The sequence below is a fragment of the Rhizobium sp. 01L410 genome (assembly GCF_056400165.1).
In genome coordinates this window covers 1-17,885 of record NZ_JBFTST010000007.1, presented here as the reverse complement: position 1 = coordinate 17,885, position 17,885 = coordinate 1, and the positions used below count along the sequence as shown (strand labels likewise).

Annotated in this window: 21 protein-coding genes; 10 read left to right on the top strand and 11 right to left on the bottom strand. The window is 60.7% G+C overall.

Translation table 11 applies throughout. The features are described from left to right. The first annotated feature begins 50 nt into the window (after positions 1-50). The gene (locus tag AC1DV9_RS16340) at positions 51-401 is read left to right on the top strand and encodes a hypothetical protein (RefSeq protein ID WP_112386912.1); all 351 of its coding nucleotides are present in this window, start codon (positions 51-53) and stop codon (positions 399-401) included. Positions 402-458: 57 nt separating this feature from the next. Here AC1DV9_RS16340 and AC1DV9_RS16335 read toward each other — a convergent pair whose 3' ends face one another. Further along, a complete protein-coding gene (locus AC1DV9_RS16335; RefSeq protein ID WP_477949114.1) occupies positions 459-887 on the bottom strand; it encodes an NUDIX hydrolase in 429 nt (142 codons plus the stop codon). A 92-nt stretch (positions 888-979) separates the two neighbouring features. Here AC1DV9_RS16335 and AC1DV9_RS16330 point away from each other — a divergent pair, with 92 nt between their 5' ends. Continuing rightward, positions 980-1,189, top strand: coding sequence for a TOBE domain-containing protein (locus AC1DV9_RS16330; protein ID WP_112386914.1), 210 nt, complete (start codon positions 980-982; stop codon positions 1,187-1,189). Positions 1,190-1,200: 11 nt separating this feature from the next. Here AC1DV9_RS16330 and tsaA read toward each other — a convergent pair whose 3' ends face one another. The 4 genes from tsaA to AC1DV9_RS16310 are packed head-to-tail and all read right to left on the bottom strand — an operon-like array spanning position 1,201 to position 4,585. Continuing rightward, positions 1,201-1,725: a tRNA (N6-threonylcarbamoyladenosine(37)-N6)-methyltransferase TrmO gene (gene tsaA / locus AC1DV9_RS16325; protein WP_477949112.1), complete on the bottom strand. Its 525-nt coding sequence runs from the start codon at positions 1,723-1,725 to the stop codon at positions 1,201-1,203. A 12-nt stretch (positions 1,726-1,737) separates the two neighbouring features. Beyond that, on the bottom strand, positions 1,738-2,520 hold the full coding sequence (locus tag AC1DV9_RS16320) for an ABC transporter ATP-binding protein (RefSeq protein ID WP_477949110.1): 783 nt from the start codon (positions 2,518-2,520) through the stop codon (positions 1,738-1,740). Beyond that, a complete protein-coding gene (locus tag AC1DV9_RS16315; protein ID WP_477949503.1) occupies positions 2,517-3,551 on the bottom strand; it encodes a FecCD family ABC transporter permease in 1,035 nt (344 codons plus the stop codon). The genes AC1DV9_RS16320 and AC1DV9_RS16315 overlap by 4 nt, the downstream gene beginning before the upstream one ends. Beyond that, a complete protein-coding gene (locus AC1DV9_RS16310) occupies positions 3,551-4,585 on the bottom strand; it encodes an iron ABC transporter substrate-binding protein (RefSeq protein ID WP_477949108.1) in 1,035 nt (344 codons plus the stop codon). The genes AC1DV9_RS16315 and AC1DV9_RS16310 overlap by 1 nt, the downstream gene beginning before the upstream one ends. Before the next feature lie 152 nt (positions 4,586-4,737). On the opposite strand from AC1DV9_RS16310, the gene AC1DV9_RS16305 reads away from it, so the two are divergent. Continuing rightward, complete coding sequence (locus AC1DV9_RS16305; protein WP_477949106.1) at positions 4,738-5,226, top strand: GAF domain-containing protein; 489 nt, start codon at positions 4,738-4,740, stop codon at positions 5,224-5,226. A 3-nt stretch (positions 5,227-5,229) separates the two neighbouring features. On the opposite strand, the gene AC1DV9_RS16300 is transcribed toward AC1DV9_RS16305, so the two are convergent. Together AC1DV9_RS16300 and AC1DV9_RS16295 are read right to left on the bottom strand one after the other, a co-directional pair. Then, a complete protein-coding gene (locus AC1DV9_RS16300; protein WP_112386919.1) occupies positions 5,230-5,562 on the bottom strand; it encodes a hypothetical protein in 333 nt (110 codons plus the stop codon). A 40-nt stretch (positions 5,563-5,602) separates the two neighbouring features. Beyond that, a complete protein-coding gene (locus tag AC1DV9_RS16295) occupies positions 5,603-5,854 on the bottom strand; it encodes a DUF2188 domain-containing protein (RefSeq protein WP_112386920.1) in 252 nt (83 codons plus the stop codon). Between the two features lie 205 nt (positions 5,855-6,059). Between AC1DV9_RS16295 and AC1DV9_RS16290 the strand changes: the two genes are divergently transcribed. Beyond that, positions 6,060-6,242 carry a hypothetical protein gene (locus tag AC1DV9_RS16290; RefSeq protein ID WP_477949105.1) on the top strand — a complete coding sequence of 61 codons (183 nt, stop codon included), beginning with the start codon at positions 6,060-6,062 and terminating at the stop codon, positions 6,240-6,242. Positions 6,243-6,267: 25 nt separating this feature from the next. Here AC1DV9_RS16290 and AC1DV9_RS16285 read toward each other — a convergent pair whose 3' ends face one another. Next, entirely contained in the window at positions 6,268-6,414 is a 147-nt protein-coding gene (locus tag AC1DV9_RS16285) for a hypothetical protein (RefSeq protein ID WP_477949103.1), read from the bottom strand. A 96-nt stretch (positions 6,415-6,510) separates the two neighbouring features. After that, on the bottom strand, positions 6,511-7,098 hold the full coding sequence (locus tag AC1DV9_RS16280; protein ID WP_477949100.1) for a hypothetical protein: 588 nt from the start codon (positions 7,096-7,098) through the stop codon (positions 6,511-6,513). A gap of 175 nt (positions 7,099-7,273) precedes the next feature. Between AC1DV9_RS16280 and AC1DV9_RS16275 the strand changes: the two genes are divergently transcribed. After that, entirely contained in the window at positions 7,274-7,519 is a 246-nt protein-coding gene (locus AC1DV9_RS16275; protein ID WP_162702682.1) for a BON domain-containing protein, read from the top strand. A gap of 3 nt (positions 7,520-7,522) precedes the next feature. Here AC1DV9_RS16275 and AC1DV9_RS16270 read toward each other — a convergent pair whose 3' ends face one another. Further along, on the bottom strand, positions 7,523-7,663 hold the full coding sequence (locus tag AC1DV9_RS16270) for a hypothetical protein (protein ID WP_162698677.1): 141 nt from the start codon (positions 7,661-7,663) through the stop codon (positions 7,523-7,525). A gap of 195 nt (positions 7,664-7,858) precedes the next feature. Between AC1DV9_RS16270 and AC1DV9_RS16265 the strand changes: the two genes are divergently transcribed. From AC1DV9_RS16265 to AC1DV9_RS16245, 5 genes are all read left to right on the top strand, one after another. Then, complete coding sequence (locus AC1DV9_RS16265) at positions 7,859-8,110, top strand: DUF982 domain-containing protein (protein WP_162698676.1); 252 nt, start codon at positions 7,859-7,861, stop codon at positions 8,108-8,110. A gap of 349 nt (positions 8,111-8,459) precedes the next feature. Next, entirely contained in the window at positions 8,460-10,403 is a 1,944-nt protein-coding gene (locus AC1DV9_RS16260; protein WP_477949098.1) for a PrkA family serine protein kinase, read from the top strand. An 18-nt stretch (positions 10,404-10,421) separates the two neighbouring features. Next, positions 10,422-11,696, top strand: coding sequence for a YeaH/YhbH family protein (locus AC1DV9_RS16255; protein ID WP_477949096.1), 1,275 nt, complete (start codon positions 10,422-10,424; stop codon positions 11,694-11,696). Then, positions 11,693-13,237 carry a SpoVR family protein gene (locus tag AC1DV9_RS16250; RefSeq protein ID WP_477949094.1) on the top strand — a complete coding sequence of 515 codons (1,545 nt, stop codon included), beginning with the start codon at positions 11,693-11,695 and terminating at the stop codon, positions 13,235-13,237. Before AC1DV9_RS16255 ends, AC1DV9_RS16250 begins: the two co-directional genes overlap by 4 nt. A gap of 181 nt (positions 13,238-13,418) precedes the next feature. Further along, positions 13,419-15,143 (top strand): peptidoglycan D,D-transpeptidase FtsI family protein, encoded by a 1,725-nt coding sequence (locus AC1DV9_RS16245; RefSeq protein ID WP_477949092.1) that lies wholly within the window; start codon positions 13,419-13,421, stop codon positions 15,141-15,143. A 660-nt stretch (positions 15,144-15,803) separates the two neighbouring features. Here the strand turns inward: AC1DV9_RS16245 and AC1DV9_RS16240 are convergent. Next, positions 15,804-17,303, bottom strand: a complete 1,500-nt coding sequence (locus tag AC1DV9_RS16240) for a hypothetical protein (RefSeq protein WP_477949090.1) — start codon at positions 17,301-17,303, stop codon at positions 15,804-15,806. Positions 17,304-17,885: the final 582 nt, after the last annotated feature.

Below are 17,885 nucleotides of genomic sequence, written 5' to 3'. Positions count from 1 at the left end.
GTGGAACCTTTTGCCGCAGTTCTCCGTTTAGCGCGTACAGGAGGACACCCATGACAAACGATTTCAACAGACCAAACCCTGATTTGCGTACCACGCCGCCCGTGGCCGATCGCCGTTCGCCCTGGACGATGTGGATCGGTATTGCGGCCGTCATTGTAATTATTGCATTGGCGGCATCCTACTGGCCGCGTTCCGGCCCGGCTCCGGCAACGGCGCCTGCAGGCGAAACCAGCACCACGACGACACCGGCGGCTCCTGCTGCTCCGGCCACTCCGCCGGCAGCAACGAGCGAACCGGCTGCTCCGGCAACGCCACCGGCCGCTGCTCCGGCTCCTGCCGCACCAGCGCCAGCAACTCCGGCACCCGCAGCACCAGCTCCGGCCGCACCTTCGGCGCAGTAAATATCAGCGAATAGTCAAAGGCCCGGCCTCAGCGCCGGGCTTTTCTTTGCGCGCTCTTCAGGTGCCTGCCAGCTGCTGGCGCCAGAAAGGCAGGATGTGGTCCGCTGTGAGTGCCGCCATCGGAAGGTCTCCCGGGTTGTGCGGATCGATCCAACGGATCTCTTCGATCTCGGCGCGCGGCGCGATCGTTCCGGCGGGCTTGGCCAGCAGGAAGAGATCGGCGATGACGCGGTGATCCGGTTCGTTCGCCGCAAGCGCTTCGAATGTGCCGAGCGGTTCAAGTCGGTCTTCAGGTGTTTGCAGGCCGATCTCTTCATCGAGCTCGCGCACCAGCGCGGAAATCGCAGTTTCCTCGCCATTGATCTTGCCGCCCGGCTGCATGAAAACCGCGCTGCCCCGTTTGCGCACCAACAGCACGTCGCCATTTTCGCGGGCAATCAGCGCCGCAGCGATCCGCATCACCTTCACGACTACCTTCCCCTCCATGATGCCACGCGCGATCCACTGGCTATTCGCACGGCTTTTGACATGAATGGTGCGGGCCGTCTAAGGTCTCGCCAAATCAAGGAGGACACCGGATGAAAATCAGCGCGCGCAACCGTCTCAAGGGCAAGGTTGTCGAAGTCACCAAGGGCGCAACGACGGCGCATGTCCGCATCGATATCGGCAATGGCGCCATCGTCACCGCGTCGATCACCAACGAGGCCGTCGACGAGCTCGGGCTGAAGCCCGGCGCCGAAGCCTATGCTGTGGTCAAGGCTTCGGACGTCATGGTCGCCGTCGACTGACATCGTTCCGGTCACGCCTTCTGGCAGTGGGTAGCGGTACCGGTGTCGCCGGTCTCGTAGTCGCCCTTCTGCGGTGGCGCGATCGGCTTGAACAGCGTCCGGTCGGGCTTGAGGTCGAGCAGCGGCGTGCCGTCGAGGCAATCCATGCCGCGCACGAAGAGCATGCCGTCTTCGATCCGCTCCAGCTTGACGATCGAGGTACCGATCGGATTGGGACGGACGGGGGAGCGCAATGAAAACGTGCCGTGGACCTTGCCGTTGCTGGCCGGGCTCTGCAGCACCAGATCCCGGCGTGAGCGGTCGAGCCAGTACAGGATCTCAAGCCGCTCGAAGGCATCGACACCCTTCAGCGCAGCAATCCACGGCTCGAAAATCTCGATGCGGCAGAGCGGTCCGTCGTGCCTGCCTTGGCGCGGCGTTTCCATACGTGAGGTCCAGGGCGTGTGGACGCGGCCGATGAAGACCAGCCCGGCATCGCTTGCCTCCGGCGGTTCGATCGCCACCTCGTTTTCCCGTAATTCGTTTTCGCGGACCATGGTTCTTCCTTTCTAGGCGGGAAATTGATCGAGGCGCGGAGCGCAGATGCGGGCGCTGCCGTCGAGGGCGCCGACGACGACGTCGATATCGTAAAGCCCTTTCAGCGTCTCGGGCGTCAGGACGTTAGCCGGTGTTCCGAGCGCCGTCAGCGAACCGCCGTTCAAAAGCGCAACGCGATCGGCGGCGAGGAAGGCGTGATCCGGATTGTGGGTCGACAGGACGATCGAAAGGTTCTGGCGGGCGAGCCGGCGGATATGGGCGAGAAGGCGCATCTGGTTGCCGTAGTCCAGGCTGGCGGAGGGCTCGTCCATGATCAGGATCTGCGGTTGTTGCGCCAGGGCGCGGGCGATCAGCACCAGCTGCCGCTCGCCGCCGCTGATTTCGGTATAGGGCTTGGCCGCAAGCGGCGACATGCCGACGCTCTCCAGCGCTTCCTGGGCGATGATGCGATCCTGCCTTGAAGGCATGGCGAAGGGAGCGATGCGGGCGGCGCGGCCCATCAGCACGACATCCAGCACAGCAAAGGGAAAGAGTGCGGCATGGGCTTGCGGCACATAGGCGATGCGGGCAGCGCGTTCCCGGCCGGACCAGCCGGAGAGCGGGCGGCCATTCAGCAGGATTTCGCCCGCCTTGACCGGGAGCAGTCCAAGCATGGTCTTGAAGAGCGTTGTCTTTCCGGCGCCGTTCGGGCCGAGCAGGGCGAGCACCTCGCCCGATCTCAGCGCGAGGTCGATGTTGCTGCCGATGACCCTGTCGCCATAGCCGAAGGTCAGCGATTTCAGCTCGAAGCTCATTGCCAGCCCCGCTTTCCCGATGTCAGCAGCCAGAGGAAGAAGGGGGCGCCGACCACGGCCGTCAGGATGCCGAGCGGCACCTCGATGGTGGCGATGCTGCGGGCCAGCATGTCGACGATCAGCAGATAGGCAGCGCCGAGGATCATCGATGCGGGGAGGAGCCTGCGGAAGTCGGGCCCGGCAAGCATGCGGGCGATATGCGGGATGATCAGGCCGATCCAGCCGACGATACCGGTGACCGAGACGGTCGCCGCGGTGATCAGCGTGGCGCCGCAGACCAGGGCCAGCCGGGTTTTCTTGGTATCGATGCCGAGCGTCTGCGCCTCCTCGTCGCCGAGCGTCATGACGTTCATTCGCCAGCGCAGGAGGATGAGTGGGACGAGGCCGATCAGCACGGCAGGCAGAATGGAGAGCACGTCGAAGCGGGTGACGGCGGTCATGCTGCCGAGCAGCCAATAGGTGATGGCGGGGAGCTGATCATAGGGATCGGCGAGAATCTTGATCAGCGAAATGCCGGCACCGACCAGCGCCTGGATGGCGATGCCGGCCAGAACCAGCGTCAGCGCCGGATCGCGGTGGCGAACGGCCGCGCCGACCGCATAAACGGCGGCGACGGCGAGCAGGCCGCCCGCAAAGGCGAGCGCCTGGATGGCGAGCACCGGCAGCGACAGAAAGATGCCGAGCACCGCGCCGAGACTGGCGCCGACGGAGACACCCAAAATATCGGGTGAGACAAGCGGATTGCGGAAGATGCCCTGATAGGTGGCGCCGGCCGCTGCCAGCGCCGCGCCGACGACGATTGCGGCAGCAACGCGGGGCAGGCGGACGTTCCAGAGGACGGTTGCAAGCAGAGGATCACCGGCCTTGCCACCGGCCAGCGCCGTCAACGCCTCGATCAACGGCCGTGGCCCGCCGCCATATTTGCCGGTCATCATCGACAGCAAGGCGAGCAGCAGCAGACCGGCGAGCCCGGGCCAGAGCCATCGATTGCCGGGTGGCTCGGCTCCCTCGCTCTCATCCCGCGCGGCCATCATTGCGGCGAAACGCCGGAGCCCTTCAGCAGCGTTGCGAGCTGATCCTCGGTCAGGTCGACCTGATAGAAGAGCTTGAAGAAATCACGGACCTCGGCTTTCAGATCGCCGGTGAAGACTTTCGGGTAGAAGAGGCGCTCCAGCCAGGCGATGCCGATCAGCCGGTTGATGCCGGGCGGGGAATCGAACCAGCCGAAGGGCAGGCTGGGCGTGACGAAGACGCGGCCGTTCTTGACGGCATCGAGGCCGGCCCAGAGGGGATCGGTCTTGACGCTGGCCGCGAATTTTCCGGAGGCGGCGAGAATGGTGTCCGGCTTCCAGGAGAGGATCTGTTCGAGCGAGACCTGCGTCAGCCCGCCCTTGCCGGCAGCCGCCGCGACATTGGCCGCGCCGGCAGCTTCAAGGATCTCCAGATTGATCGAGCCAGCCAGGCCAGTTTCCAGACCTTCGGGGCCACGGCCGTAATAGACGCGCGGCCGGTCGCTCTGTGGAATGGCGGCCAGCCTGGCGTTCAGTCCGCCGATTGCCGTCGATGCGTAGTTGGCAAGCTTGGCGGCGCGTTCGGTGACGCCCAGGATCTCGCCGGTCTGGCGCAACGTTTCGGCGCTTCGGGCAAAGCTGCCATCGATGAGCACATAGGGGATGCCGGTCTGGGCCTGCACCTTGTCGGCGAGCGACGCATAGGTGGGATTGATGGTGCCAACATCGATGATGATATCGGGTTTGGCGGCGAGCACCGCTTCCATATTGGCGGTTCCGCCCTTGCCGGTCAGCTGGCCGAAAACGGGCAGATCGCGGACCGATGGCAGCAGGAAGGCCTTTTCGGCATCACCCGGCTGGCGCACCCAGCCCGTCAGCTTATCCGGCGCCAGGACGTAGATCAGAACCGATGCCGGAGGGCCGGCGGCCAGCACGCGGCTCACCTTGTCCGGGATCTCGACCTTGCGGCCCGCCGCATCGGTGATGACGCGGGCCTCGGCGCCTGCGGAAAGAAGACTGAAGGCAGCGACGAGAAGGGCGGTAAAAAGCTTCATGGGAAGGGCTGGCTCATTGGATCGGAGCCGCACTATGGCATAGCGTTATATCTGTTGGAATATCTCCGCGATGCCTGAGCTTTGCTTCCTTGCCCTTGAAGCCGGGTGGTGGCCGGGACTATATCTGCGGCAACCGAAAAGGCGGATTTCCCATGTTCCAGGCAGCGACGATCGACACCACCAGCAAGGCGGAATTCTACCGCGAGCTTGCGCAGCAGCTCGAGGCGCTGCTGTCGGGAGAGAGCGACATGATCGCCAATGCCGCCAATACGTCGGCGCTGATGTACCAGATGATGCCGGAGCTGAACTGGGCAGGATTCTATCTTCTGAAGCAGGAAAACGAGCTGGTGCTTGGTCCCTTCCAGGGCAAGCCTGCCTGCGTGCGCATCCCGGTCGGCAAGGGTGTCTGCGGCGCAGCCGTCGAGCGCAAGGCTTCAGTGGTCGTCGAGGACGTGCATGCGTTTCCGGGGCATATCGCCTGCGATGCCGCGTCGCGTTCGGAGCTGGTCGTGCCTGTGATCCATGAGGGACGCGTGCTTGGCGTCATCGATCTCGACAGCCCGGTGCCATCGCGCTTCGATTCCGAAGATCAGGCCGGAATCGAAAAGCTCGCGGAAATTTTCATCGCCGCGAGCTTTTGATTGTCACATCCGCCGCTGGCGGCTGAGAGAGGAGCCGGTACCCGGTCTGGCGCCGTCAGGCGCACGAAGGCCGCGGTGCTTGCTGGTAAACACCCATTCCACATTGCCCGGCTCGAAGGGGCGGCGCGGGTTGCGTAGCGCCAACTGGCGCTCTGCCAGACGCCGGGGGAGGCTATCCATCATGTCGTTGATGAAGGCATCCGGGGATTCCCGCCAGCGCGGCGCGACAGCCACGTCGATGCCGCCATAACGCGAGAAGTCTGGGTGCTTCGAGGAGTAGCAGGCGCCGATCATCCACGCGTGCTGCGATTTCAAGAAACGTTCTTTCAGGGTCATTCCGTCGTCTTTTTCGGCCGAAGCCTTTTATTGATCTGCATTATGTGTCCGGCGCATCGTCGACGACATCAGCCTGCGGGCGGTCACCACCGCTCACACGCTCTGTTGCCCACGTGCCATCCGCACGCTGAAAGGTAATCTCCGCATCCTGACCGCCAAGCTGTTGCCGCTCTGCGGCTTGCTTTGCCGCGGCCAATGCGAGTTCGTGAGTTGGAAAGGCTTCTGACCAGACATCGCCCAAGCGGTAAGCCCAGGCCTCGTCATGTTCGCCGACGTGGTAGGTAATCGACATCGGTTTTTCCTTCAAGCGTTTAATGTTGATTTTTTCGGGGCAGCTGCCATGCACAGGGATCAACGCTTGGCGGTGCTGCCGGTTCCTGAGGACGAGGCATGCGTGGGGCTGGATAAGCGGTGAGGGCCGTCTTGCACGGTGATGGAACGCTTCGTAGGCTGAGTGCGTTGAAAGATTCGCATCAACATATTTCGACAGGACATTTATGCGCGCTCAATCGAAGCCTTTCATCGTAGAAGTCAAATCGTCCCGCCGCGTCGATCGCAGCAAGGAAAAGTCGATCTGGGGTAACATCGATCTGTCGGCGATTGCCGGCGAGGTCACCAATAACGGCCACGTTCCGGCCGAAGATGCAGACGCCGCCGCTGATCGCCTTAGCGCCCAATAGTTTTTCTCTTTTTATCGCCGGCAGGCTATTTCTTGTCCAACGGCTTCTTGCCGGTATGGCCGGGTGCAATCGGATCGCTGGCCGGGAAGGTTTCTTCCAGGGCTTCTTCCAGATAGTCGTCCTGTTCCTTGTCCGTCTTCTGTTCCTTGCCGGATTTCTTCTTGTCGCTCATGCCGAAACTCCCGTTTCCAATGCGGGTGAGATAGCGCGTCTCGTTTTACTGCCAAGCAGGGGAGGCCGGCATTCGGCGGCCTCCCTTGTCTTCAGGTCAGTGGTCGCGGCGATAGCCCGGCGCCATCTGGTCGAAATGGTAGGCACGCACCCGCGGCGAGCTGTGATCCGGATCGCGGCTGCCGACCGGGCTTTCCTCCGGCACGGCCTGCTCTGACGTGGAAAAATCTTCGGCAGCGCGGCCGCTATTGGCGCTGCCGGCAAAGCTGCTGTTGCGGGCCTCCCAGCCGTCGCTGCGCCACATGTCTGCACGTTCGTCCATGTCGATGCTGCCTTCGTCATCGAGAATGTCGTGGGCGGTGTCATAAAGCGCATCATCGACACTGACCGAAATCAGGAAGCCGCCGCGGCGCAGGCCCTCGGCATAGGTTTCGCGATCGTCATCCGGGAAGAACCAGTCTTCGAGCGCTGCCCAGAAGCCCGAGCGTTCGCCGGCTCTGGCGGCAGCTTCCGGGTCTGCTTCGTAGCCAGGCATAAAGCGGATGCTTTCATCGGCGACGCCTGCATCCTTCAGCCGCGCGACGGCGCGGTCTGCATCGGCGCGGCTGTCGAAAAAGGCCGTCAGCGTGTTGTAGGCGGAACCCAGCGTGCCAGCCGGGGCATTGTCATTGTAGAGATTTGCCATTGCCGTTTCCTCCGGTTACCCGGTCCCGCGCGCCATGCGTGGCATCCGGGCGTTCCTTTCCGGCTAACGGTGCGGGTTCGGCTTTGTTCCCGGCTGCCATCTTCTGCACAAAGATGAATGCTAGATGAACGGAATGCGCCGTTGTGCGTTTCACCATCACAGGAGGAACACGACGATGTTCAGCTCATTCATTCAATCAAGCCGGCTTGTCGGCGCCACGCTCGCCGGAGCGGCCGAGAGTGTCTCTTCTGCAATCGCCTATGGCGTTGGTATGGAAGATGCCCATATCGAAGTCGTCGAAGAGGCCGGCACGATCTTTCTCGAAGGGACGGCACCAAGCACGTCGGTGATCGAAAAAGCCGGCGAAATCGCCCGATCGATCGTCGGCGCGCATGTCTGCAACCTTGTCAGAACGCTCTGAGGTTCAATGCACCGGGGACGCCGCGGGAATGCTTCCCGTGGTCACCGGGTCGCCGAGGTTGCGGCCGAAAGGGTTGAGCACGACCAGCCCCGCCATGATGATGGCCAAAACGGATATGCGGAACACCGGCGACTTTAGCAACATCTGACTATTCCCCGTTCAAGCAAAAACACATGCGGAAGCGTAAAGTTCCCGCTCAGCGCGAACCTCCGGCGATTTTCCGGTGTGCCATGGCGCGACACCATAGAGGCGATCGGCAAACGAAGCGTAAACCACACATGCCAACCGGTGAAAACCAAATGCGCGCCTGCGCCGTTAACCATGCAGGAGGTGTTCACGATGGACAAGAACTATTGGGAAAATCCGGTCGCTCTTCGCCTTCCGCATCTCGGCCTTCGCACGGTCGAGAATACCTATGACGCGGCGGCCTATCTGATGGAGGAGTGGCCAGTCGATCACGGCGAGGCCTATGACCGGGCAATCAGGATGTGCCTGCTGTCGATTCGTGGAAAGAAGCAGCCCACCACCGCGCGGCGCGCATTCATCGATGCGGCAAACGAGGCACATATCCACATAAACGTAGCGGCCTAAGCCTTCTGGTGATTGTGCGGCGCAAAAATAACCGAGTGCATTGCGAAAAACCTGCGCGGCAGAGTCGGTAATACGCCAAAAGAATCAGTGGCGAAATAACACACCTTTTTGACGGATATGTCATGTCCCCAAATTTTCCGATACCGCTTGGCGGCGTAATTCGCTAATATAGCAGATAGTTTGGTACGACCCTCGACTTCGGTGAATGCACGTAAACGTGCATTGAAATGGTTGACCGTCAGGTGTCCTATCAATTCACGAAACATATTGATTCCCAATGGGATGCAAGATCACGTGTGACGTGATCAGGCACTCCGGAGGCTGTGGCACAACCCGCAATGGAGGCCCCATGCTGAATGAATCGTTGTTCGATGCGTTTGCGAGGAGTTACGAAGCGCGACGCGAAACGGATATGTCGATCGCCGACTATCTGACCCTCTGCAAGAAAGATCCGATGGCCTATGCCAACGCCACCGAGCGGCTGCTCGCGGCGATCGGCGAACCTGAAATGGTCGACAGTTCGAAGGATGCCCGCCTCGGGCGGATCTTCATGAACCGCACCATCCGAACCTATCCTGCCTTCACTGGTTTCTACGGCATGGAAGAGACGATCGAGCGGATCGTGTCCTTCTTCCGGCATGCCGCCCAAGGTCTCGAAGAGCGCAAGCAGATCCTCTATCTGCTCGGCCCGGTCGGCGGCGGCAAGTCGTCGCTCGCAGAACGGCTGAAGCAGCTGATGGAGGTGCATCCGATCTATGTGCTGAAAGCCGGCGACGATGTCAGCCCGGTCTTCGAAAGCCCGCTCAACCTCTTCGATCCCGCGATCATGGGCCCGATGCTGCTGGAGCAATACAACATCCCGACGCGGCGGCTGACCGGGCTGATGAGTCCCTGGTGCCTGAAGCGGCTCGATGAATTCGGCGGCGATATCTCCAAGTTCCGGGTGGTCCGGATGCAGCCGTCGCGGCTTCGCCAGATCGGCATCGCCAAGACGGAGCCGGGCGACGAGAACAACCAGGACATCTCCTCGCTGGTCGGCAAGGTCGATATCCGCAAGCTTGAGCACTATTCGCAGAACGACCCCGATGCCTACGCCTATTCCGGCGGTCTCAACCGGGCCAACCAGGGCATTCTCGAATTCGTCGAGATGTTCAAGGCGCCGATCAAGATGCTGCATCCGCTGCTGACGGCGACGCAGGAGGGCAACTATATCGGCACCGAGAATATTGGTGCGGTACCATTCTCCGGCGTCATTCTCGCCCACTCGAACGAAGCGGAATGGCAAACCTTCAAGGCCAACAAGAACAATGAGGCCTTCATCGACCGCATTTGCGTCATCAAGGTTCCCTATTGTTTACGGGTGACCGAGGAAGAGAAGATCTACGACAAGCTCATCGAGGGATCCGAACTGGCCAATGCGCCATGCGCACCCGGCACGCTCGAAATGCTGGCCCGCTTCTCGGTTCTGTCGCGGCTGCGCAAGCATGAAAACTCGACCTACTTCTCGAAGATGCGGGCCTATGACGGCGAGAGCCTGAAGGAAACAGATCCGCGCGCCAGAAGCGTCCAGGAATACAAGGATGCGGCCGGTGTCGATGAGGGCATGGATGGGGTCTCGACCCGCTTCGCCTTCAAGATCCTCGCCTCGACCTTCAACCACCATACGAGCGAGGTCGGCGCCGATCCGGTGCATCTGATGTATGTGCTGGAACAGGCGATCCGCAGGGAGCAGTTCGCTGACGATACCGAGAAACGCTATATGGAGTTCATCAAGGCCGATCTTGCGCCGCGCTATGCGGAGTTCATCGGCAACGAGATCCAGAAAGCCTATCTGGAATCCTATTCCGACTACGGCCAGAACCTTTTCGACCGCTATGTCGACTATGCCGATGCCTGGATCGAGGACGTCGATTTCAAGGATCCCGACACCGGCCAGCTGCTCGACCGCGAGCTCCTGAACCAGGAGCTGACAAAGATCGAAAAGCCTGCCGGCATCGCCAATCCGAAGGACTTCCGCAACGAGATCGTCAAGTTCTGCTTGCGGTCGCGGGCGAATAACACAGGCAAGAACCCCTCCTGGACGAGCTACGAGAAGATCCGGGAAGTGATCGAGAAACGCATGTTCTCGCAAGTCGAGGATCTGCTGCCGGTCATCTCCTTCGGCTCGAAGAAGGATGGCGAGAGCGAGAAGAAGCACAGCGAATTCGTGTCCCGGATGACGGAGCGCGGATATACCGAGCGGCAGGTGCGCCGCCTGGTGGAGTGGTACATGCGCGTCAAACAGGCGGGTTAATGTAAAACTGGAGCCAACATGCACATCGTCGACCGCCGGCTGAATCCGCGCGGTAAAAGTCTGGAAAATCGTCAACGGTTCCTGCGGCGTGCCAAGAGCGCCGTGCAGCAAGCGGTAAAACGCTCGCTGCAGAACCGGAGCATCCGTGATGTGCTCGATGGCGGCGAGATCAGCCTGCCCATCGACGGAATGACCGAGCCGAGCTTCCGGCGCGGCGAGGGCGGCATCAGCGATCAGGTGCTGCCCGGCAACAGAGCCTTCGTCGAAGGCGACATCATCCCGCGGCCGCCCGGCCGCGGTGGCGGAAAGCCGAAGGAAGCAGGCGAGGGCGAAGCGGAAGACAGTTTCCGTTTCGTGCTGACCCGCGAGGAGTTCCTCGACGTCTTCCTCGATGATCTCGAGCTTCCCGATCTCGCCAAGCGCCGTCTCAGCGAAACCGAGGAATACAGCCCGGCGCGGGCGGGGTTCTCCGTCTCGGGCTCTCCATCCAACATCGCTGTCGGGCGCACCACGCGGCTTGCCATGATGCGCCGCATCGCGCTGAAGCGTCCGCGCACCGACGAGATCGAGGCGCTGAAGCGGGAGATCGAGGAGACCGACGACGAGGAGAAGAAGATCGCGCTGACGGCCGAGCTGAAGTCGCTCACCGAAAAGAGCAAGCGCATTCCCTATATCGATCCGCTCGACGTGCGCTACCGCCGCTTCGAGGATGAGCCGAAGCCGGTCGCGAAAGCCGTGATGTTCTGCCTGATGGATGTGTCAGGGTCGATGTCCGAGCATATGAAGGATCTCGCCAAGCGCTTCTATCTGCTGCTCTACCTGTTCCTGTCGCAGCGCTACAAGAAGGTGGAGATCGTCTTCATCCGTCATACGGACCGGGCTGAGGAGGTCGACGAACAGACCTTCTTCTATGGTCCCGCGACTGGCGGCACGCTGGTCTCCAGCGCGCTCGCCTGCATGCGCCAGATCATTGCCGCCCGCTTCGATCCGGCCGAGTGGAACATCTATGCCGCCCAGGCGTCCGACGGCGACAATTCCTATTCGGATGGTTCGACGACCGGGCAGCTGCTGCGCCACGAGATCCTGCCGCTCTGCCAGTACTTTGCCTATATCGAGGTTGACGAGGAAAGCGGTGACTCCTCGGTGTCACGCTCGCCGCTCTGGCAGCTTTACGACAGCATCCGCGCCGAGGCGCTGCCCCTATCGATGCGCAAGGTCTGCCGGAAGAACGAGATCTTCCCGGTCTTCCATGATCTCTTCCAGAAACGCGAGGGCGAAAGGGTGGCGCCATGACGGCTGCGGTGAAGGAAAGGCTGCTTTTCGACGGATCGGACTGGGACTTCCCGACGCTGCAACGCATTCACGATGCCTGCGAGGAGATCGCGCTCAAGGAGCTCGGCCTCGACGTCTATCCCAACCAGATCGAGGTGATCACCTCGGAACAGATGCTGGACGCCTATTCCTCGACCGGCATGCCGCTCTTCTACCGCCACTGGTCGTTCGGCAAGCATTTTGCCCATCACGAGGCCTTCTACCGGCGCGGCATGCGCGATCTCGCCTATGAGATCGTCATCAACTCGTCGCCTTGCATCTCCTACCTGATGGAGGAGAACACGGCGACGATGCAGACGCTGGTCATCGCCCATGCTGCCTTCGGCCATAACCACTTCTTCAAGAACAACTATCTCTTCAAGCTCTGGACCGATGCGGAGGGCATTCTCGACTATCTCGATTTTGCCAAGGGCTATATCGCCCGCTGCGAGGAGCGCTATGGCGAGATCGCCGTCGAGCGGACGCTGGATGCGGCGCATGCGCTGATGTCGCATGGTGTCCACCGCCACGCCGGCAAGGTGAAGCTCAACCTGCGCGAGGAGCAGAAGCGCGAGGAAGAGCGCCGACGCCACGAAGAGCAGATCTTCAATGATCTCTGGCGCACGGTGCCGGCAGGCAAGACGGCAACGGCCGCCAATGTCGATTTGGAGCGCCGGCGGGCAGCCCTTGGCCTGCCGCAGGACAATCTCCTCTATTTCCTCGAAAAATCCGCACCGCGACTAAAACCCTGGCAGCGCGAGATCCTGCGCATCGTCCGCCACGTGGCGCAATATTTCCATCCGCAGCGCCAGACCAAGGTGATGAACGAGGGAACCGCCACCTATGTGCACTACCGGATCATGAACCGGCTGCACGAGAAGGGGCAGCTGTCCGACGGAAACTATCTCGAATTCCTGAAATCCCACGCCAACGTGGTGTTCCAGCCGACCTATGACGACCGCCGCTTCTCGGGCTTCAACCCCTATGCGCTCGGCTTTGCGATGATGCAGGACATCGAGCGGATCGTCACCAACCCGACAGAGGAGGATCGCGCCTGGTTCCCCGATATTGCCGGGCGCGGTGATGTCATGGGCGTGCTGCGCGGCATCTGGGCCGATTACCGCGACGAGAGCTTCGTCAGCCAGTTCCTCAGCCCCAATCTCATCCGCCAGCTCAGGCTCTTCCACCTCTATGACGATCCGGAGCAGGAGGAGGGAATCCTGGTCTCGGCGATCCACGATGAACGCGGTTACCGCCGCATCCGCCGCCAGCTCTCCCGCGAATATGATATCGGCTGGACGGATCCCGGCATCGAGATCGTCGACGTCGATCTGGCCGGCGACCGGCGCCTGCTGGTCCAGCACAAGGTCACCAACGACTGGATGCTGCAGGAAAACGACACCAAGCTCGTCCTCCAGCACCTCGCCGATCTCTGGGGCTACGACGTGCTGCTGCAGGAGATCGACGGCAGCGATGCCGTCATCGCCGAGCATCATGCAAGCCCGCGCGGCAAGCTGTTCTGAGCCGTCAGGGCGATCACGTTCTCGTGATCGTGCCGCGCGTCTGCGGCCTCTGGCGGTAGCAGGCGGTTGAAATATGACAATCCATAATACGGATTAAGGGTCTGTTAGCCTTACCGGCGCTAGCTGGTCTCATGTGCGGAAAGAGGCGCGCCGGCTTCATCCTCCGCAATGTGCATAGCCCATGTCTATTATTCATGCCGTTACCTCCAGAAGTGGCCGGGTCGTCAGACTGACGTTCGGCTCCGGATCCCGAGCCAACAGCCGCGGGGCCAGCCATCGCCGGGACAAGCAGACGCGATCGCGTATCTTCACGCTCGCGGGTGCGCTGTTGCTCGTCTTTTCGACCATGTCGGGAAAGCTCGTCTATTACGCGATGCTGACCGACGACGAGACGTCGAGCATTCCGCCGAACGCCATCGTTGCCTCGCGCCCCGATATCGTCGATCGCAACGGGCAGGTGCTGGCGACCGACGTGCGCACGGTCTCGATGTTTGCCGAGCCGATCCATGTCGTCGACGCCGACGAGGCGGTGGAAAAGCTGACGCAGGTCTTTCCCGATCTCGATCGCAAGTCGCTCTATCAGCGGCTCGCCGACAGGAAATCGCATTTCACCTGGCTGCGCCGTCAGTTGACGCCGAAGCAGCAGAGCGAGGTTCTGGCGCTCGGCCTGCCGGCGATCGGCTTCCGGCCCGAGGTGAAGCGCTTCTATCCGGCGGGGCGAACGGCCGCGCATATTCTAGGCTATGTCGATATCGACAATCACGGCGTTGCCGGCATGGAGAAGTATCTCGATAACCAGGGAATGTCGGACCTCGCTTCGACCGGGCTTGCCAGTGACAACAGCCTGGAGCCGGTGAAACTGTCGATCGATATCCGCGCCCAGAACATCGTCCATGACGTCGTTTCCGACGCGCTGACCACCTATCAGAGCAAGGCGGCGGGCGCCGTCATCCTCGATATCCATACGGGCGAAGTGATCGCGATGGCCTCGGCGCCGGATTTCGATCCGAACGATCCGAAGGCGACGGGCGGCGAGGGGTGGCTGAACCGGATGAGCAACGGCACCGACGAGATGGGCTCGGTGTTCAAGACCTTCTCGATCGCCATGGCGATCGACACCGGAACGGTGAAGCTCAGCGACAGCTTCGATGCCAGCGCGCCACTGCATTATGGCGGCTTTACCATCCATGACGACCGCGACGTGCCGCGCCGCGTGCTGTCGATCCCGGAAATCTTCCGCTACTCGTCCAACATCGGCACCGCCCGGATGATGGACAAGGTCGGCATGGATATCCAGAAAGACTACCTGACGCGCTTCGGCCTCTTGTCACGGATGCAGACGGAACTGCCTGAAGTGAAGGCGCCGAGCCAGCCGAAGGTATGGAAGAAGATCAATTCGATCACCATCGCCTTCGGCCACGGCGTTGCGACGACGCCGATGCAGACGGCGGTCGCGGGTGCAGCGCTGATCGACGACGGCAAGCTGATCGAGCCGACCTTCTTCCCGCGCACGCAGGAGGAGGCGGAAAAGACCGAAACGCAGGTGGTCAAGAAGAGCACCAGCGATACGATCCGCTACCTGTTCCGCCTGAACGGCGAACAGGGCACCGGCCGGGCCGCCGATGTTCCGGGCTTCCATGTGGGCGGCAAGACGGGGACGGCCAACAAGGTCATCAACGGCGTCTATTCGCACAAGCTGAGCTTCAACTCGTTCCTCGCCGCCTTTCCGATGAGCAACCCGAAATATGTGGTGCTGTCCTTCATCGACCAGCCGCTGACGGGGGTGCACAACCTGAACCTCGCCGCCGAAACGGCCGCCCCGATGGTGCATGACATCATCGCGCGGACGGCACCGTTGCTCGGCGTCGAACCGGATTTCGGACAGAACCTGCTGGCGGGATATTGAGGAGCTAAGGAACGGCCACGTGATCTCGTGGCAGCAGCGTGACGTCAATCGGCCGCCCGACCCCATTCTAAAGTTAATGGCAGTCGCGTTCGCAGGCAGGATTTATAGCATCCTGCCTGCGGCGCAAGGCGGGAGTGGGCGCCTGCCGAAGAAAAGTGAGGCGGGTTTCAATGCACCGAGACGTCGTCATCCTCGACGAACGAGACAATGCCATCCCGGGCAATCGTCGCGAGAAACCAGTAGAAGGCTTCCCTGGTCGTCCGTCGCCGTGCTGACGGCCTTGCTATCGAGCGTCTTCTCGGGACAACGGAAAAGAGAGAACATGGTGGGCCCGGAGGGACGGGAAGCAAATTCCTTTAAAGCAATAAAAAGCAATACGTTAATTGATCGGTTTTAGGGTTTGTGTGACACTCATATGTAACACATTGATAGCTGTCATCAATGGCCCTTAAACCGGACCATAAATAAAATTCTCATCGCATTCGTTGCATTCACGCGTGGTTGACGCATCGCTATTACGCAGGCCAGTCCGGGGCAGGAAGGCGGTACGCAACCCTGAGGATGGCTTTTTAGCGTTCTCGAACTTCTGAGTTTCAGCTTTTGGGGCAGGGCTTATGAAGATGCCGCGTCTCGGCCTTAATTCTTCGGAAGAAATTGGAGCTAAACTGCGCTCTGGTCGCCGCGTAACCGCGCCAGCGCGACTTCGAAACATGGGGCGACCACCCACGTGTAATCCTGTCCATGCATGCCCCCGCGCCGCAGCACCCGCCGTCGCACAAGGCGCCGGATGCCAGCAAGATCGCTTGGAAACTCAGGGCCGGTCGCGATCCGCCCGTTCGTCACAAGCATTGAGACAATCGCACTGGCTTTCGCAGGAGATGAAGCACACCTAAAGATTTCGGCGAAAAGCTCGTGAACCTGCCGCGCCTCTTCCGGCGCAGTAATCTGGGGCCGGATAAAATCGAGCAATTCATTAATCCGTTCAGCGCCGCGTTCGCGAGCAAACGCAAGACGCTGCAATAGCTGTTCGAGCGACAGGGCATTGATCGGCTGGAACAGATGCCGGGCCTCCGCGCAGTCAAAGGCGACCTCAAAACGTAAACGGCTATCAGTTTTTGCGTATATCCGAACATCGCACCCCCGTCCGGAGCGCATCAGAATACGAGGTGAATTGTCGTCGGTGCCGATTTCAATTGCACCTGCTGTCGAGAGTGCGGCGCTCGCCTCGTCAGTCAGCGGGTGCCACGCGGTCCGTGATGAAGCGGCCAATCTTCGAACAGGATCAGCGAGCCGCTGCATCTCCTCAAGCGGCCTTGTGCTCGCGAACTCCCAATAAGGCTCCACTTCTTTCAGCGTGAAACTGGGTTCCGGTGAGTTGATCGTGAGACCGGCGGCTTCATGCGCTGCCAGCCCCAACGTGCGTCGTAAAAGCCGTACGACGCCAAGCAGATATCGCTCTACTTGGATCATCCATGACGATGGTCGGGCGAGCGCGAGAATGCGGGGCACGCCAAGATGCACGTTGTCGCTTCTGACCAAAGACAGTTCTTGCGTGTAGTTCTCTCCTCTATGAAACATGTGCGCTGGGATGGTCGCCCACTGGGCCTCAGGCGTGCGGAGGAGGGTGATTGATTGCTGAGCAATCCAGCGCGTGGGATTGATAGCTAGCCGGAAGGTCAAGTCCCATCGGTTGCCGCCACTAAACTGGTTTGCGCCGCGCAGCCGCGCTTCGAGTTTTCCTGTCAGAAGAGGCCTACGCCTGTAGGTGTTCCCCTCCTGAATACCCGCGCAGACCCTCCATATGGTTGCGGGATGGAGATGATTTCCGGGGCTTCTGAAAAGCCTGTACTCCTCACCATGTTCGTCTTGAAATATTCCCGCTAGGTTCGTGCGGAACTCTGCGAATGCCTCGGGTGAGCCCGTTGCTGACCACCCTTCCAAATCGACCGTGATTTTATCATGCCGTCCGGAAAAGGGAGTGGCTTCCACCCTGTCAGTGTAATCAGGAAGTACATCAGGACGTATAGACATGTGCTGTTGATTAGCATGGCTATCGTAATCATATGGTATATGTCGTTTGCCCTGTGTGTGCCCGGCACGTTCTATGTAGATCGCTTCTGTCTTTTTGACCTTGTTCGCAAAGTTTGCAACGTGTTGCAAATTTTAACCTAGCAAAAGCACGTAATTGCAGAACTGGTGGAGCACCCCTCCTAAACTTTGACGAACGTCCCCACGGTGCAACTATTGTCTCTGCAAAGCACCTCGCGGCAAGAGACGTAAGTGGAAAGCCTGCCCGTATAAGTCTGCCATCTACGCGTATCGGGCGGGCGCTAGTGATTGGCAGGTGCGCTGGCGTCACGCTCCGCCAAGCAGAAAGTGCTGAATTTGAAAGTCGATGTCAAAGTAGTCCCCGCTCATGGCAGACTGTCGCTATTGCTTCTCGTTCACTAGGCGAGCCTGCGATACCGACAACCGCAAAAAAGACCTTAGGGCCTTCGCCGATGAGCATTCCGCTGTAGGGCTGCTCGCCCGTATATCCGCCGAAGCTATTTTTTGCATTGATGGAACCACAGACGTAAACGAAACCGGCGGGTGTTGGTTTCCATGCGGAACTGAGCCGGTTTTTCCACCGAGAAGTGAGCCACCTCTCAGTATGGTTTTCTGATCAGGGTTTGGTCAAGGGATTGGCCTTTTCTCCTCTCTTCTGTGCTGCTGCGGCCGAGCTGGCCTTGAAGCGAAAGC